Genomic DNA, 16,600 nt, shown 5'->3' with positions numbered 1-16,600 from the left:
CGGCAGAGCGCTGGCGCTGAGCGGCCCGTTCAATGGCGCACCCAATGCACGAAGCTATCCACGGTCCAGTTTTTGTGCGGATTGTTCGGCACGACGTCTTGCTCGTTAATCACCAACAACACCGGCAAGCCCAGTTCATGGGTGATTTGCGCTGGGTGTTTGAAGCGGTGATCGAAGAACTCACGCACGTAGACGAAGGCAATCGCCAGCAGTAGACCGGTCAGCATCCCGAACGGAATGATCAGCAGCGGTTTGGGGAACGCTGCATCGGTCGGTTCATACGGCGGGCTGAGTACCCGGGCGTTGGACATATCGTTGTCCAGCAAGCCGGCGGAGCTGCTTTCGGCAAAGCGTTGGGCATAGGTGGAGAACGCCGCGTGCAGGGCATTGATCTCGGTGTCCATTTGCGCCAGTTTGCTTTGAGCCACTTGCAACTGATGGATGCGCTCCTTGAAGTCGGCGATGCGCGCGGTTTTCTGCTTGATCACCGAGGTGACAATCGCCAGGTCGTTGGTGCGCTCCTGAATCCGGTTGCTGACGATTTTCAGGAACTGCTGACGGGTGCGGGAAATCTGCTCACGGGTCAACAGCATGGGTTCACTGCCCGGCTGGAAGATCGCCAGGTCGTTCATGTAGCGGCTGACCTGAGTGGTCAGTTGCTCACCGAGCTGCCTGATCTCCCGGTCTTCGAAGGCAATGTTGTCCACCGTGGTGGTGAAGGTGAAGGGGAAGGTGTAGTCGCTGAGCCGGGACGTATTGGTGGCAGACGTCAGGGCGGTTTTCAGGTAATCGAGCCAGCGCTGGCTTTGCAACAGGCGATCCTGATACAGGTTCAGGGCCTGTTCCTCGGTGTTGATGGCATTGAGGCGGAAGGTGATTTCTTCCTTCGGATCGGATGAAGCCACGCCTTCGAGCAACGCCAGCCGCGTGCCCTCCAGGCCATCGAGACGCACCTGATACTGCTTCTTCTTGGTTTCGTAGAAGCTCTGCGGCAGGTCGATCGATTGCAGTTCCTGACGGCTGGCCAGGTAGTTTTGCAGCAGCGCCGCGACAAACCGGGTGCCCTGGGCGGGATCGCCAAAGCTGTAGACAATTGAGATCACGTTGGAACCCGGCAGGGTTTCGATTTTCAGGTTATCGACGGCCTCTTGGGTGTAGGTATCCAGGGCGGTGTCCCGAACCGGATCGGTCTCAAGCCCGAATGCATCGCGCACCGGATTGACCACGTATTCACGCAAGGGGGTGGTCACAAAACGCTTGATCGGTTCGGTCACCAGTTTGCTGAAGATCCCGGGGTTGGGCGCGTACTCGCCTTTGGCCCGCAGGTCGCTGATGGTCTGACGGATCAGGGCCGGGGAACGCAGGATATTGCTCTCGGTTTCCATGTCCGCCAGTGACGGTGGAATGAACGAGGCATCACTTTGGGTCAGGGACGTGGTGGCGTCTCCCTGGGAGAGTTTTTTGGATTGCACGATCACCTGCGCGGTGATGTCGAAGCTCTGTTTGAGCATCAGCGGCAAGATCAGGGCGATCACTGCAAAGATCAGGAAGACTCGTTTCACCAACTGCTTGTTGGCGAAGAAAATCCTGAAGAACTCATGCAGGTAGTTTTCCTTTGGGTTCATGGTCGGTCACCTGAGCGTTAGTTGTCGCTGTCTTTGTTATCGACGCGGTAGCCGAAGGTGAAGCCCACCCCCTGGAACAACACCACGTCCGCCAGTTGCCGTGCGAGCTCACCGGCGCTGGCCAGTTTGGTCTTGGGCACGTAGAGCATGTCGTCCGGTTGCAGGTAAGCAATCTGTGACGCGTCACCGGACAAGGCTTTTTCCACGTCGTAGTGCACGGCCTGCACCTGGTTGCCGTTGCGGCGCATGATCACCACCGAATCGAGCCGCGCCTTGACGCTAGTGCCACGTGCCAGGGTCAGCGCTTCAAGTACCGAGACCGGCCGGCGAATCGGGTAGGAGCCCGGTTGCGCGACTTCACCCAGCACATAGATTTCGTTGCCCGAGGTGGATTTGAGCATGACGTCGACTGTCATCCGCCCCGGCAATTGCGCATAGCGTTGATTGAGGAACGTTTCCAGTTGGTTGACCGTCATGCCTTGCAGCGGCACGGAGCCGATTTCCGGGAAACTCGCATAGCCGTCGTTGCCCACAACGATCTCCCGGCTCAAGCCGGTAGCGGGGTGGTTCAGGGAGCTCCTGAGGTTCTGCTCGTTGCTCAGCGGGCTGGTGACCAGCACGGTCAGCTGGTTGCGGTTGGGCTGAAACAGGGCTTTACGGTTATAGACACGCTGGATTTCCTCCCGGGCTTGGACCGACGTCAGCCCGCCGATTTTCACCGCGGTGTTGGCTCCTGGCAGTTCGATGGTGCCATCGGGCAGCACCAGTTGCGTGCCGTTGAGCTGGCTGGCCGCGGTGAAGTTCAGGGCGACCTGGTCACCGGGTTGAATCCGATAAGCCTGCGAGCCGCTGGTGCTGATGTGAAAGATCACATCCAGCACATCCTTGGGCCGCAGGGTCTGTTCGACCTTGGGCATGTCGGTGGCTTGGGCATTGGCCGGCTCGGCCGTGAGGATCTGCACCGGCATATGCTGGGTTTCACTGGTGCTGGAGCAACCTGCAAGCGGCAGCAACAGCAGGAGAAGCATTTTGGCGTTCATGGCGACATCCTTTCTGCGGTGGCTACAGGTTTTTGTAGAGCCATTTGGGCATGTAGTACTTGCGCCGGTTGAAGACGCTGCCCACCAGTTTTGCGCCGGCCTGGGTCAGGCGCTGGACCGCGGCCTGGGACACTTCCCAGCGCGTGTCTTCGGCGCGCACCACCATGATCACGCCGTCCGCCAAGGTGCTGATGACCAGGGTGTCGGCGGCCGAATACACCGCGTCGCCGTCGATCACCACGAAGCGATAGCGATCGCCCAACTGGTTGAGCAACGGGGCCAGCTGTTCGGTCGTCAGGTGCTCGGCGCCGCGGATGTGCCGCCCGTTCGGCAGGATGTGGAAGGGCAGGCTGGAAACATTCACCAGGCAGTCCTGCAGCAGCGGCGGTGAGTCGTTGAACAGCAGGTCTCGAAAGCCGCGTTCTTTGGTCAGCCCCAGCTGTTGCGTGAGGTTGCCCTCCGACTGGCTGGCGTCGACCAGCAGCACTTGGCCGCTGCTCATTGACGCCAGTTGGCTGGCCAGCGCCAGGGCGCTGGTGGTGGTGCCGGCGCCTGGATTGGCAGCGGTCAGGAAGAGGATCCGCAGATCCAGGTCGAGCACGGTCGAGGTCAGGTTGGACTCGCTCGGGCTGGCGATGGTCAGGCTTTTGTTCGATGAACCGTCCATTTAACTCGCTCCGTGGCCGCTGAATACTTTGAAGGGGGTTTTCAACAGGATCTTCAGATCAAGCAAGAGGCTCTGCTCGGCGATGTAGCTGAGGTCCAACTCAACGCGCTGGTCGAAGTCGATATTGCTGCGCCCGGATATCTGCCACAGGCCGGTCATGCCGGGGTAGATGCTCAGGCGTGCAAGGTGGCTGTCCTTGTAGCGATAAGCGTTGAACGAGGTCGGTCGGGGACCAACCAAACGCATGTCGCCGCTGACCACATTGATCAGGTTGGGCAACTCATCAAGGCTGCTGCGCCGCAGGAAGCTACCGATAGGGGTAATCCGCGGATCGTTGTCGATCTTGAAATCGATGGCATCGGCGCCGTGCTTGTTCAGATGCCGCAAGGATTCCTTGAGCTCTTCGGCATTGGTCACCATGGTGCGGAACTTGTACATGCCGAACAGGCGGCCGCGGTAACCGGTGCGCTTCTGCACGAACATCACCGGCCCCGGGCTGCTGAACTTGATCACCAGCGCCAGGCCCAGCAGCACAGGGGACAGCAGCAGCAGAATCACCAGCGCGCCAAGGCATGCAACCACTCGGTTGGTGCGCGACAGCGTCCAGGGCCGACCACCGTCACGGCCGGTCATCCAGCCGCGGCCCTGCATGTGGATCGCCGTGTCCAGGCGCATTCGGTGTTCGGGGTCCAGGCGTTTGTCACGCAGCATGTGATTGAGCAACACGCCTTTTTCATGTCCAGTCATAGAGTCCTCCGCTGAAGCCCTGGCGCGAGTGGCGAGTGGGCGTTGCGCAGTGGGTAGTAGTCACGGAACCAGGCGATGAATCGTCCGAGTCCTTCATCCAGCTCGATCCGTGGCTGGAAACCGGTGGCCTGGGCCAGATCGCTGGCATCGGCGCAGGTGTTGAGCACGTCGCCCGGCTGCAGGGGCAGCAACTCGACGAGGGCTTTTTGTCCGAGGTGTTTTTCCAGCAGCGCCAGGTAGTCCTTGAGCTCCACTGGCTGTTGTCCGCCAATGTTGTAAATGCGCCATGGCGCCATGCTGCTGGCCGGGTCCGGTTGTTCGCGGTTCCAGTCCGGTGCTGGTTGGGGGGCGCGCTCGATCAGACGGGCGATGCTCTCGATGATGTCGTCGATGTAGGTGAAATCACGCTGGTGCTGGCCGTAGTTGAACAGCTTCAGCGGCTGCCCTTCGGCAATCGCCCGGGCGAACTGGATCGGCGACATGTCTGGCCGGCCCCAAGGCCCGTAAACGGTGAAAAAACGCAAACCGGTGCAGGGAATGCCGAACAGATGGCTGTAGCTATGAGCCATCAGTTCGTTGGCTTTTTTGGTCGCGGCGTACAGCGACAACGGGTGGTCAACGCCGTCCTTGACCGAGTAAGGCGTGTGCTGGTTGGCGCCATACACCGAACTGGACGAGGCATAGATCAAATGTTTGACCGGGTGGTGGCGACAGCTTTCGAGAATGTTCAGGAACCCGCTCAGATTGCTGTCGACGTAGGCCCGGGGATTTTCCAGGGAGTAACGCACCCCGGCCTGGGCCGCGAGGTGAATCACCACCTCCGGTTGTTCAGCGACAAACAGTGCGTCGAGGGCCGTGGCGTCGGCCACATCGACTTTCGCGAGCTGGAAATCGCCGACTTGCTTGCGCACCCAATCCACGCGGTCGTGTTTGAGTTGCGGGTCGTAGAAGTCGTTGAAATTATCCAGGCCGCATACCTCATGCCCGTCGCGCAACAGCCGCAACAGGCAATGGGCGCCAATGAAACCGGCCGCTCCGGTGACGAGTATTTTCATGGCCGTGGCGCCTCGGGAACGATGTGCCGAAGCCCGATACCGCTGTAGTGCAAACCGGCCGCCGCTACGTGCTCCGGGTTGTAAAGATTGCGCCCGTCGACAATCACCCGCGCGCGCAATTTACTCGCCAGCAGATCGAAGTCGACCACGCGGAAGTTCTTCCACTCGGTGCAGATCACCAGCGCGTCGGCATCTTCCAGGGTGTCGTCGCGGGTGGCGCACAGGTGCAGGTCATTGCGGTAGCCGTAAATGCGCCGGCACTCGGACATGGCTTCCGGGTCGTAAGCCTGCACGCTCGCACCTTCGGCCCACAGCGCCTCCATCAGATAACGGCTGGGCGCTTCGCGCATGTCATCGGTATTGGGCTTGAAGGCCAGGCCCCAAATCGCGATGGACTTGCCGACCAGGCCATCGGGAAACAGCGCCTGCAGTTTGCTGAAGAGGATGTGCCGTTGGCTGTCATTCACATCGGTGACGCTACGCAGCAGGCGCAATGACATGCCGTGATGTTCGGCGGTGTGCAGCAGAGCTCGCAGGTCTTTAGGAAAGCACGAGCCGCCGAAACCGCAGCCGGGGTAGATGAAGTGGTAACCGATGCGCGGGTCCGAGCCGATGCCTTTGCGCACCGCTTCAATGTCGGCCCCCAGCAACTCGGTGAGGTTGGCCAGTTCGTTCATGAAACTGATGCGGGTGGCGAGCATTGCGTTAGCGGCGTACTTGGTCAGCTCGGCGCTGCGGTTGTCCATGAACATGAGCTTTTCGCGGTTGCGGCAGAACGGTGCATAGAGTTCGCTCAACTGGTTGCGCGCTTCATCGTCATTGGTGCCGACAATGATCCGGTCCGGGCGCATGCAATCGGCCAGGGCGCTGCCTTCCTTGAGAAACTCCGGGTTGGACACCACCCGTACGTTCAACGCTTGTTTGCCACGGCGTTGCAGTTCTTCGTCGGCAGCGCTCGCCACTTGGTCCGCGGTGCCCACCGGAACGGTGGACTTGATGATCAGGGTGCGATCGGACTCCATGAAACTGGCGATTTGCCGAGCGACATTCAGCACATGGCTGAGGTCGGCGGAACCGTCTTCATCGGCGGGAGTGCCCACCGCGATGAAAATCAGCTCCGCGTGTTCGACCGCGTCACTGGCCTGGGTGGAGAAGAGCAGGCGACCGGCCTTGATGTTGTCTTCCAGTGTGCTGGACAGTCCCGGTTCGCTGATCGGGGGCACGGCTTGTTGCAGTTGCTTGATCTTGTTGAGGTCAATGTCGACGCACAGCACACGATGTCCGACGTCGGCCAATGCCGCGGCTTGTATCAGACCGACGTAACCCGTACCAAATACGCTCACGTCCATATTGGCGTGCCTCGTAAAACGGTGGATGTAACTGAAGTGAGACTGTCAAAAGGGGTATAGCCTAGCCATGGGAAAGCGAGTCAGCAAAATGACGGGTAGCGCGACCGGGAAAACCCCGGTTTCACGGGCTTTTTGCCATCAAGTGCTTGCCGCTGCTGGATTTACTGCGGTTTTGAGGGGTTTCTGAGGGTTTTGACAAAACGATAAACGGTCGTAGGGCTTGAAACACAAGGGTTACAGACGCTTGAGTGTGTCAGATTCGAGGCAACGTTTTTTTGACGCTTTGGGGAAAAAACCGGTATTTCTTGCGCTTCGAAGGCTCGGTGCTAGTGTCAGAAAATGGCCGACCATCCATTGGCCACGGAGGTGCTGTAATCACCATGATCCGTTACCTCAAGGAACTGTTGCTGGTTCTGTATTTACTCAAGAATTACGACTACTACCTCGATCGCCTTGACGCGCTGGGCATCGGTTTTCCTATGCTGCTGTATGGCGCAATGTTCGTCGTGCTGACAGTGGCATTGTTCATGACCGCGTACATCCGTCAGACGCTGATCCGTCATCTGTTCGCGTTGGTGATGTCTGGCTCGGCGGTGTTCTTCGACGTCTATACGCAAGTGACTGCCGGTTACATGACCTACAGCAGTTTTGTGTCGCTGGTGTATTCCGGTGGGTTCATTCAAGAGGCCGCGTACCAGTACCGCGATGCAATCATCAGCGCGATGTTCAGTGGTTTGTTGCTGCTGTTCGGTCTCGGGCTCAAGCCGCGTCGACGGGCGCCATTACCGGGTGCACTGTTGGTGGCGGCGCCAGTGTTCGGGGTACTGATGCTCAGCACCGTGCTGTTCATGCGGGCCGGCGAGGGTGCCCGTGGCTTGCCGATCATGTACACACCCTTGGCCTATCTGAATCTGTTCACTTATGAAGCGCTGCACAACACCGTCGGCCCGCGTGAGCCAGTGAGCCTGCCGCGCATCGATCAGCCGGTGGGGCATGACATTGTGCTGATCATCGACGAGAGCATTTCCGGCAACTACCTGGACATCAACACGCCGTTCGGTGTGCACAGCAATCTCAAGGAGCCGCGCCCGGGCGTGGACATCTTCAATTATGGCTACGCGGCGTCCATCGCCAATTGCAGCGCCGACACCAATGTCACCCTGCGCTACGGTGGCACCCGCGCCGACTACATGCGGATCAACAGCACATTGCCGTCGATCTGGCAGTACGCCAAAAAAGCCGGGCTGCGCACCGTTTACATCGACTCCCAGCGCACCGGCGGCAACTTGCAGAACCTGATGAACGCTGCCGAGCAAAAGGACATCGACGAGTTCGTGCAATTCGACCGCACCAGCGTGCGTGACCGCGACATGGCAGCGGCGGCCAAGCTGATCGAGCTGCTCAACGACGGTAAGCCGCAGCTGGTAGTGATCAACAAGGTCGGTGCGCATTTTCCGGTACACGACAAGTACCCGGATGCGTTTATGGCTTACCGCCCGACATTGCCCCGTGGGCAGTTTGTCGAGGTGGCGGACACGGGCACACGCGATGGTTTCAACGGTCAGCCGGATGATTGGTTGCTGTACCGCAACGCCTATAAAAATACCGTGCTGTGGAATGTCGGCGAGTTCTTCGCACGGGTGTTTGCTCAGGCGGATCTGAGCCATGCGCTGCTGATCTACACCTCTGATCACGGGCAGGATCTCCACGAGCGCGGTAACCCGGGGCTCAATACGCACTGCGGTGATGATCCGGTGGAGGAGGAAGGGTTGGTGCCGTTGGTGGTGATTTCGGGCAGCGGTTTGCAGACCCTGGACTGGCAGGCGCAATTGCCGGCCAACAAGGATCGCTCCAGTCACTACAACATCTTCCCGACGTTACTGCAGGTGATGGGTTATGACCTGGCGGGGATTGAGGCGGTGTATGGCAAACCGCTAAGTGTGCAGACGGGGGACGATTTCACCTTTAACTATCGTTTCAATGCACGGTTGGGGGCCAAGCCGGAGTGGAAGCACATTGATCTGAACAGCATTGTGACGCCGGGGCGGGTGGTGCCGAGTGTGGCGGTGGGGCAGTGAGGTGGTTTGTTGGCTGAGCGGGCCCCTTCGCGAGCAAGCCCGCTCCCACATTTGACCGATGTGCCCACAGATTCTGCGTACACCGACGATCCCTGTGGGAGCGGGCTTGCTCGCGAAGAACGATAACGCGGTCCTGCTGCCGTCCGCTATCCTAGGCCCACTGCCTTCAATGAGTCTCCCCCCATGCTTTCGGTCCAGGGCGTCTTCAAAAGCTACGCCACCCCCCAAGGCCCGCTGCCGGTATTGCAAGGCGTCGACCTCACGTTGAAACCCGGCAGCAGCCTGGCGCTGATGGGTGAGTCGGGCAGTGGCAAGAGCACCTTGCTGCACCTGATCGCCGGGCTGGACAAGGTCGACCGCGGCAGCATCCGCAGCGGCGAACATCGGCTGGAGCAGATGAACGAAAGCCAATTGGCGAACTGGCGGCGGACCGAAATCGGTCTGGTGTTCCAGCAGTTCAACCTGATCGGCAGTTTGCGCGTTGAAGACAATCTGGCGTTTCAGGCGCGGCTGGCCGGGCGCCACGATCCACGTTGGCAGGCGCATCTGGTGCAACGTCTTGGGTTGGGAGATTTGCTGCGGCGCTATCCGGAGCAACTGTCTGGTGGGCAACAGCAACGGGTCGCCTTAGGTCGCGCCCTGGCATCGCAACCCAAACTGCTGCTGGCCGACGAGCCCACCGGCAGCCTTGATGAAGCCACCAGCGATGAGGTGTTGAAGTTGTTGCTGGAACTGCTCGACGACAGCCCGACAACTTTGTTGATGGTCACTCACAGCCCACGGGTCGCCGCGCGGCTGGCAGACAAAGTGGTGCTGCACGGTGGCCGTCTGGCTGGCGCGGACGAGCGCTGAAGTGCGGGTTTTTCGTGAGACGCTGCGGGCGCTGCTTAGCCATTGGCGACAGCACCCGGTGCAATTTTTCAGTGTGCTGACCGGGCTCTGGCTCGCCACCAGCCTGCTGACTGGCGTGCAAGCGCTGAACAGCCAGGCGCGAGAAAGCTACGCCCGGGCCAGTCAACTGATCGGCGGCGAACCGCAAGCCAGTCTCACGGCACTCGGCGGTGGGGTGTTTTCCCAGCAAGTGTTTGTCGATCTGCGTCGTGCGGGTTGGCCGGTATCACCCGTATTGCAAGGCCGGGTGACGCTCAATGGCCATGAAGACCAGCGCTTGCAGTTAATGGGCATTGAGCCGGTGTCGCTGCCGGCTGGTTCCGCAGTGGCCGGGCGGTCGTTGCCGATCGAGCAGATCGTCGAGTTTTTCACCCCGCCGGGCAGCACCTGGATTTCACCGCAGACTTTACAGGCGTTGGGCTTGCGCGAAGGTGAAACCCCGGTAGCCCAGAGTGGAGTCACCTTGCCGCCGCTGCGTGCCCAGACCGACATGGCGCCCGGTGTGTTGCTGGTGGACATCGGCTTCGCCCAACAGATTCTGCAATTGCCCGATCAATTGTCACGGCTGCTGCTGCCCAAGGATTTCACCGCGACCCTGCCTGATGAGCTCAAGGGCCAACTCCAGTTCAAAAGCAGCGGCGAAGAAAACAACCTCGCGCGCCTGACCGAGAGCTTCCACCTGAACCTCGATGCCTTGGGTTTTCTGTCGTTCGTGGTCGGCCTGTTCATCGTTCACGCGGCGATCGGCCTGGCGCTGGAGCAACGCCGAAGCTTGCTCAGAACCCTGCGCGCCTGCGGGGTCAGTGCCCGCATGTTGATTGCCTGCCTTGCCGTCGAGCTGGGTGCTCTGGCGCTGATTGGTGGTATCGCCGGCGTCGTCAGCGGCTACCTGCTGGCCGGCGTGCTGTTGCCGGATGTGGCCGCCAGCCTGCGCGGTTTGTACGGCGCCGAAGTGCCGGGGCAGCTGAACCTCAGTCCGCTGTGGTGGTTCAGCGGTATCGGCCTGAGCCTGTTCGGCGCTTTGCTGGCCGGCGCCAACAGTTTGCTACGGGCGGCGCGGTTACCGTTGTTGGCGCTGGCCAATCCGCAAGCCTGGCATCAGGCCCACGCGCGCTGGTTGCGGCGCCAAGGTTGGGTCGCCGCCATGGCTGCGGTGATCGCGTTATTGGCATTAAGCTTCGGCGACAGCCTGAGCAGTGGCTTCGTGTTGATGGCCGCGTTGTTGATCGGCGCCGCACTGGCCTTGCCGGTGGTGTTGAACAGCGTGCTCAACTGGGTGCTTGGGCGCAGTCGTTCGGTGCTCGGCCAATGGTTTCTCGCCGACTGCCGCCAGCAACTGCCGGCCCTGAGCCTGGCCTTGATGGCGCTGTTGTTGGCGCTGGCGGCAAACATCGGCGCCGGCAGCATGACCGCCGGTTTCCGTCAGACCTTCAGCAACTGGCTCGAACAACGGTTGACCGCCGAGCTGTACCTCAATCCGCAAAATCCCGCCCAGGCTCGAGAACTGCACACCTGGCTCAAACAACAACCCCAAGTCACCGCAGTGCTACCGAACTGGCAGGTATCGATCCAGTTACAGGGCTGGCCGGCGGACGTCTTTGGCGTGATCGAGCACCCGACTTATCGTCAGCACTGGCCGCTGCTGGAAGCCTTGGGTGACAACCCTTGGGAGCGACTGGCCAAGGACGACGCGCTGATGCTCAGCGAACAATTGGCCCGACGGTTGAAGGTACGGCTCGGTGATCATCTGACGATCGCCACGCCGAATGGTCCATGGTCGCCGCGGATCGTCGGGATCTACGCCGACTACGGCAATCCCAAGGGGCATCTGCTGGTCAACATTAATCATCTGCTGCGCGGCTGGCCGCAGTTGACGCCTAACCGTTTCAACCTGCGCATCGAACCGGCATCGATCCCTGGGTTCCTGACCGCGCTGCAAGCACGCTTCGCCCTGGACGACAGCCGTATCGTCGATCAGGTCCGGCTCAAGGGCTGGTCCACGCAAGTGTTCGAACGCACCTTCGCCGCCACCGCCGCGCTCAACAGCCTGACGCTGTGCGTCGCGGGCGTGGCGCTGTTCATCAGCCTGCTGACCCAGAGCCAAAGCCGCCTTGGGCAACTTGCACCGCTGTGGGCGTTGGGCGTAACCCGTCGACAACTGATGCTGCTGAATCTCGGGCAAACCTGGTTGCTGGCGGTACTGACGCTGGTGCTGGCGTTGCCCTTGGGTATCGCATTGGCGTGGTGCCTGGACACGGTGATCAACGTTCAGGCCTTCGGCTGGCGTTTGCCGTTGCGGGTATTTCCGTTGCAACTGTTGCAGTTGATGGGCCTGGCATTGCTCGCCACGTTGCTCGCATCCGCATGGCCGTTGTACTCGCTGTATCGCACGCAACCGGCGGATCTGCTGAGGACGTTTGCTCATGAAGATTAAGGTCGGCGTGTTGCTACTGGCCGCGCTGCTGAATGGATGCGACAACACACCTGCGCCGGAAAAAGGCTTCGCCGGCCTTGGCCATCAGGCCGCCGCATTTACCCCGGTGGTGCCCGGCCGGGTATTCAGCTTCCCGGCGGATCACGGCCCCCACGATGGTTTTCGCATCGAATGGTGGTACGTCACCGCCAACCTCAAGGACGATCAGGGCCAGGAATTCGGCGCGCAATGGACGCTGTTTCGCAGTGCCTTGAAAGCGACCCCCGAGCAACCCGGCTGGAGCAATCAGACCATCTGGCTGGGCCATGCGGCCGTGACTTCCGCCACGGTGCACCATGCCGCCGAACGCTACGCCCGAGGCGGCGTCGGCCAGGCTGGCGTGAGCCTGACGCCGTTCAAGGCATGGATCGACGATTGGCATTTCAGCAGTCAGGCTTCCGATGAAAACCCGCTGGCGGACCTGCAACTCAGCGCTCGCGACAAGGCTTTCAGCTACCAATTGCGACTGACCTCCACACGCCCACTGGTGCTTCAGGGCGACAAAGGCTTCAGCCAGAAATCCGAACAAGGCCAGGCTTCGTATTACTACAGCCAACCGTTTTTCCAGGCCAGTGGCACATTGGAAATCGATGGCAAAACCTACACGGTCAGCGGCCCGGCCTGGCTCGACCGCGAGTGGAGCAGCCAACCCCTGACCGCCAACCAGACCGGCTGGGACTGGTTCTCCCTGCACCTGGACAGCGGCGAACAGGTCATGCTCTATCGCATGCGGCAAAAGGAAGGCGCGCCATACCTCACCGGCACCTGGATCGACGCTCAAGGGCAGACGCAGTTATTGCACGCCGACGACATCAGCCTCACCCCTCAGGAGAAGACCAATGTCGCTGGCCGCTCGATGCCTGTGAGCTGGTCGATCAAGATACCCGCCAAGCACCTCGAAATCACCATCAACGCCCTCAACCCCAAGGCCTGGATGGACTTGCGCATTCCCTATTGGGAAGGACCGGTGCGGTTGAGCGGCAGCCATCGCGGGCAGGGCTATCTGGAGATGACCGGGTATTAAGATCAAAAGAGGGTTATGCGTATGCCGCAATGACGCGGGTGTACTCGGTCGGTGTAGGAGCTGCCGAAGGCTGCGATCTTTTGATCCTGCTCCTAATGCGTCCAATCCACAGGAACTCCCAGAGACCTCCATCTCTCTACCGTAATAATACCGGCAGGAGCCCGCCATGAGCGACGACCTCAAACCGCCCACCCTTGCCACATGGCAGCGGCTGTTCGACGACAAAGCCTACTGGCAGCAATCCCCCGACGCGCATTACAGCGAATTGCTGCGCATCGCCGACGATCTGCTGGGGCAGGGCGCCATCGACCTCGCTCAATGGCAGATCCTCAAGACCAAGGCCGATCAATCCCACAAAGACTCGCCCGCCGTGAACGTCGCCCATGAAGTCGACGATCCTGAAGCCTGAGGACATCCCCATGAATCGCAAACCGACCAGTCCCTCGGAAAACCCCGACGAACCCCGGCCACCAGGCGAAGTCGAGCGCGACAACGACGCCCTGCGTCCCACCGACCCGACCCGGCGCAAGGAAAGCGGCAAGGGCACAGACAGCGGAGAATCCACCGCGCAAGAAACAGCGGAAACTCCCTGATCAGCGTCTATGCTCATCGGCACAGACGGCGCCGAACCTGGATAGAGAGCTGTCTGCTGCCATCCATCACAGGGAAAGTATCGCTTATGAAGCTCAACGCACTGACAAAAGCCATCACCCTCGCCACGCTCCTGTCCACCGCCAGCCTCAGCGCCATTGCCGCAGACATCCCGCTGTCCGCCGTCATGGAAGCTGATCAGGTCGTCACCAAAGTCCTGGCGGTCGACGCCGCCAAACACCAGGTCGTCCTTGAAGGCGCGGAAGGTCGGCAGGTCCATGTACAACTCAGCGACAAGGCGAAAAACCTCGGCAAACTGAAAGTCGGTGACCAGGTCAACGTCGAAGTCATCCGCTCGATCGCGGCCTACCTCGACACCGACATCGACAAAGGCTTGCCAGGCTCCATCGAACATACCGGCGAAATCCGCGCCACCAAAGACAACCCCAACCCCGGCGGCGAAGCCTTCCGTCAGGTACAGGTCCAACTGAAAATCACCCACATCGACCTGAAGAAAAACCAGGTCACCTTCCAGAACCCGGCCGGCCAATCAAAAACCGTCAACGTCGAAAGGCCTGAAGTCCAGGCGAAATTGAAAGATCTGAAAGTTGGGCAGAGCGTTGTGGTGACCTATACCGATGTGCTGAAAGTCACCAGCCAGCATCCAAGCTGATCATTACTTGTACCTATTGATTGTTCTTGTATAGAAAGTTGTATAAGAACAATCAGTTTTAATGGTCGAACTGGTGAGTTTTAAAAGTTTGTATCTGGTTTTTTAGCAAAAACTTGAGAAATATTACGTGCATAAATTTCATGTTTATACCGAGGACATATCCGCCAAATTCTATTAAAATCCTTCCCGTTCGCCCGGTGTCAGGGCTCTTTACCGGTGCATGGATTGCCAGGCCATTACACTGGGCGAACACCTCCTCTGGAACGCAATGTTTAAAAGTTTCGGACATAAAAAATGGGCGACCTTGAAGTCGCCCATTTTTATTGGCTGGGTTAAAGCTGCGCCCGCAACCGTCGCCCGATAACATCCAACAGATCACAACCGTCCCGCAACGGGATTACCGACACCCGCGCAAACTCTCGCAACAACGCAGCATCACCACCAAACGCCTCGCTCAGGGACAGCGCTTCCAACAGTTGAGTGACACTGTGAATGCGATATGCCGCCGTGTCATGCAACACGTCAATAGGCGCTTCGGTGTCGATCAGCAGGGAAGGGATCGTGCAGTCGATGCCGGTAATCGGCATGTATCGAGTCATGGTTGAACCTCCTGAGCATCGGACGCCCCACCCGGTGGATCGAGGTTGTCCAGCGCCCGGTTTACCAACAATTCACCCAGCACGGCCAATTGCTGAATCGATAACGCCAGGCTGCGGTGCGAGCCTTCGAGCTCGCAGGCAAAGTCGGTCGTCAGCACGTTGAGCGAGGCGAGGGTTTCGCAGGCGTGGCTTAGCAGGGTTTCGGTGTCGATGTTGGGGAGGAGGGTGAAAACGTGGCTGATGGGGTCGGGATTTTTTGGGTCGCGGAGGCGGGCACTGATGGTGCGTTGGGTTGCTTGGCTGAGTTGATTGGGGTCGAAGAAGTCGGGTGGAAATTTTTTCATCGTGAAGCTCCTGAATTAATGGAGCCGCAAAGCGGCATTTGCATGCCTTGATCGTGTTCGGCCTGTCAAAACCGGTCGCTGAGGTTGCAGCGGCTGGGGGAGGTTATCTGGGGAGGGAGGGGGTGTACAAGTTCATGGGGGGCGATGGGGGTTGTGGGAAATGTCCGATGCTTTTGTCAGGCGTCCCGATGGGCTGAAAAATTGAGTCAGATTTGGTTTTAAGTGAACTCGGGTTTTTTATCGTTCATATAAACTGAGGGTCCACAAAGTAGTGGAGATTTAAGAGCAAAAGGGGACACCCATTGTCCTAAATGGATCTATTCTGTTGTTCGAAAGAGTCTTTATAAGCTGATAATACAGTTTTCCAATTTTCAAATAGCCGTCCTTCGGATCCTTCTGGGAGAGGCATGTATCTAACTAAAGAAGCAATTTCTTCTGGATAATTGAAGTCTGCGTACAGTTCTTCCGCTATTTCAAGCGGATCGTCATGGTTTTCTTGATGCTCAAATAAAAAAGAGAGTAATAAAAAGATCCAAGGTTTGGTGGTGTCTGTTGCTGGTGAGAGGTCCTTGTTTGCCAGTGAATGGAGTAAGTCGTTTGCCAAATAATTTTCTTGAGGTAGCAAGGAGGCGAGTTCAATGGCTTCTTGTGAAGATTTTTCTGTTAGGGTTTTACAAGCGTATTCCGATACGCCTTTTTCATCTATAAAGCCATGCTCAAATCCATATAGAAGCTCTTTTCAATTTAACCACGGAGTTTTTTTGTATATAAAATAGCCGTCAAACGAAAGATTTTTCATTTTTGTATCTACTTGCAAAAAAAAGGGGCGGATTTATTTTCATGTGCATAGAAAATAAATCTGTCCACTTTTCTCTAAATATGTGTAGGGTGTAGGGAGGTTTCTTTTGCACTTATGTCAACAAACATTGGTAATGGATAGTGTGCTTGATTTAATGAGATTAGAGCTATTGAGTCGCCGATTCTCAATGCCCCACAGCCATCGTCTTCGCTAGAAATCAGCTCGGCCGTAATGTGAAGCTTCCCGGAGTGAAAGTAGATCGATGGTGCATGCTTAATTGATGGGGCTATATTTTCATTCCAAAAAAAATCGTCATCAATGTTTATCTCTACATCATATGTCAGACCTTCTTTGATTTCAGGGGCGGCAAAAAGTGATGAGCCGACTCCATAAGGTGTAGAGAACTCCACGTAGGTGCCGAGAGCAGTGGAGTCGATGATGCGTAGTATAGTTACCTTCATCTACTTAGTTCCTAGCGGAACGCGGACGACGGTATTGTCGACATTCATGACATTATTTATTAAATCGAGTGTCCAGGTTTCTTCATGGTAATGATGCTTGTTTGGCTTGCTGTTCATTTCATGAGCTCCGTACCGAATACTTCTTTTTCCGTCAGCAGAAACCAACCGATCATTATCGGGAAGC

The 16,600-nt window shown here is 58.3% G+C and carries 16 protein-coding genes and 1 pseudogene; 7 read left to right on the top strand and 10 right to left on the bottom strand.

What is annotated here, in order from left to right; translation table 11 throughout:
- Positions 1 to 29: 29 nt before the first annotated feature.
- Genes PMI36_RS10480 through PMI36_RS10505 form a run of 6 tightly spaced genes read right to left on the bottom strand, consistent with a single transcriptional unit; the run spans position 30 to position 6,483 of the window.
- Positions 30 to 1,625 carry a GumC family protein gene (locus tag PMI36_RS10480; protein WP_008073323.1) on the bottom strand — a complete coding sequence of 532 codons (1,596 nt, stop codon included), beginning with the start codon at positions 1,623 to 1,625 and terminating at the stop codon, positions 30 to 32.
- A 17-nt stretch (positions 1,626 to 1,642) separates the two neighbouring features.
- Positions 1,643 to 2,665 carry a polysaccharide biosynthesis/export family protein gene (locus tag PMI36_RS10485; protein ID WP_008073322.1) on the bottom strand — a complete coding sequence of 341 codons (1,023 nt, stop codon included), beginning with the start codon at positions 2,663 to 2,665 and terminating at the stop codon, positions 1,643 to 1,645.
- 22 nt (positions 2,666 to 2,687) lie between these two features.
- Positions 2,688 to 3,332, bottom strand: coding sequence for a CpsD/CapB family tyrosine-protein kinase (locus tag PMI36_RS10490; RefSeq protein WP_008073319.1), 645 nt, complete (start codon positions 3,330 to 3,332; stop codon positions 2,688 to 2,690).
- A complete protein-coding gene (locus PMI36_RS10495) occupies positions 3,333 to 4,079 on the bottom strand; it encodes a sugar transferase (RefSeq protein ID WP_008073318.1) in 747 nt (248 codons plus the stop codon).
- A complete protein-coding gene (locus tag PMI36_RS10500) occupies positions 4,076 to 5,134 on the bottom strand; it encodes an NAD-dependent epimerase (RefSeq protein ID WP_008073317.1) in 1,059 nt (352 codons plus the stop codon). Before PMI36_RS10500 ends, PMI36_RS10495 begins: the two co-directional genes overlap by 4 nt.
- A complete protein-coding gene (locus PMI36_RS10505; protein WP_008073316.1) occupies positions 5,131 to 6,483 on the bottom strand; it encodes a UDP-glucose dehydrogenase family protein in 1,353 nt (450 codons plus the stop codon). The genes PMI36_RS10500 and PMI36_RS10505 overlap by 4 nt, the downstream gene beginning before the upstream one ends.
- Positions 6,484 to 6,863: 380 nt before the next feature.
- Here PMI36_RS10505 and PMI36_RS10510 point away from each other — a divergent pair, with 380 nt between their 5' ends.
- The 7 genes from PMI36_RS10510 (at position 6,864) to PMI36_RS10535 (ending at position 14,213) form a co-directional block, all read left to right on the top strand.
- A complete protein-coding gene (locus PMI36_RS10510) occupies positions 6,864 to 8,561 on the top strand; it encodes a sulfatase-like hydrolase/transferase (protein WP_008073315.1) in 1,698 nt (565 codons plus the stop codon).
- A 183-nt stretch (positions 8,562 to 8,744) separates the two neighbouring features.
- Complete coding sequence (locus PMI36_RS10515) at positions 8,745 to 9,413, top strand: ABC transporter ATP-binding protein (protein ID WP_008013141.1); 669 nt, start codon at positions 8,745 to 8,747, stop codon at positions 9,411 to 9,413.
- A 1-nt stretch (position 9,414) separates the two neighbouring features.
- Positions 9,415 to 11,886, top strand: coding sequence for an ABC transporter permease (locus tag PMI36_RS10520; protein WP_008073314.1), 2,472 nt, complete (start codon positions 9,415 to 9,417; stop codon positions 11,884 to 11,886).
- A complete protein-coding gene (locus PMI36_RS10525; protein ID WP_008073313.1) occupies positions 11,876 to 12,949 on the top strand; it encodes a lipocalin-like domain-containing protein in 1,074 nt (357 codons plus the stop codon). The genes PMI36_RS10520 and PMI36_RS10525 overlap by 11 nt, the downstream gene beginning before the upstream one ends.
- A gap of 166 nt (positions 12,950 to 13,115) precedes the next feature.
- Complete coding sequence (locus PMI36_RS10530; RefSeq protein ID WP_008073312.1) at positions 13,116 to 13,358, top strand: hypothetical protein; 243 nt, start codon at positions 13,116 to 13,118, stop codon at positions 13,356 to 13,358.
- A gap of 10 nt (positions 13,359 to 13,368) precedes the next feature.
- Positions 13,369 to 13,542 carry a hypothetical protein gene (locus PMI36_RS31730; protein WP_008073311.1) on the top strand — a complete coding sequence of 58 codons (174 nt, stop codon included), beginning with the start codon at positions 13,369 to 13,371 and terminating at the stop codon, positions 13,540 to 13,542.
- An 86-nt stretch (positions 13,543 to 13,628) separates the two neighbouring features.
- Positions 13,629 to 14,213: a hypothetical protein gene (locus tag PMI36_RS10535; RefSeq protein ID WP_008073309.1), complete on the top strand. Its 585-nt coding sequence runs from the start codon at positions 13,629 to 13,631 to the stop codon at positions 14,211 to 14,213.
- Between the two features lie 332 nt (positions 14,214 to 14,545).
- Here the strand turns inward: PMI36_RS10535 and PMI36_RS10540 are convergent, their stop codons facing one another.
- The 4 genes and pseudogenes from PMI36_RS10540 to PMI36_RS10550 all read right to left on the bottom strand — a co-directional run bounded on the left by PMI36_RS10540 (position 14,546) and on the right by PMI36_RS10550 (position 16,416).
- Positions 14,546 to 14,812, bottom strand: coding sequence for a hypothetical protein (locus tag PMI36_RS10540; RefSeq protein ID WP_008073306.1), 267 nt, complete (start codon positions 14,810 to 14,812; stop codon positions 14,546 to 14,548).
- Positions 14,809 to 15,156 (bottom strand): DUF6124 family protein, encoded by a 348-nt coding sequence (locus tag PMI36_RS10545; RefSeq protein ID WP_008073299.1) that lies wholly within the window; start codon positions 15,154 to 15,156, stop codon positions 14,809 to 14,811. Before PMI36_RS10545 ends, PMI36_RS10540 begins: the two co-directional genes overlap by 4 nt.
- Positions 15,157 to 15,463: 307 nt before the next feature.
- A pseudogene (locus PMI36_RS30800) lies at positions 15,464 to 15,874 on the bottom strand (DUF2247 family protein); the annotation flags it as partial.
- 155 nt (positions 15,875 to 16,029) lie between these two features.
- Complete coding sequence (locus PMI36_RS10550) at positions 16,030 to 16,416, bottom strand: hypothetical protein (protein WP_008073297.1); 387 nt, start codon at positions 16,414 to 16,416, stop codon at positions 16,030 to 16,032.
- Between the last annotated feature and the right edge of the window lie 184 nt (positions 16,417 to 16,600).

The organism is Pseudomonas sp. GM79 (genome assembly GCF_000282495.1).
Lineage (GTDB): Bacteria > Pseudomonadota > Gammaproteobacteria > Pseudomonadales > Pseudomonadaceae > Aquipseudomonas.
Note: the sequence above shows the minus strand (reverse complement) of the source record. Positions and strands in the feature narration are given on the sequence as shown.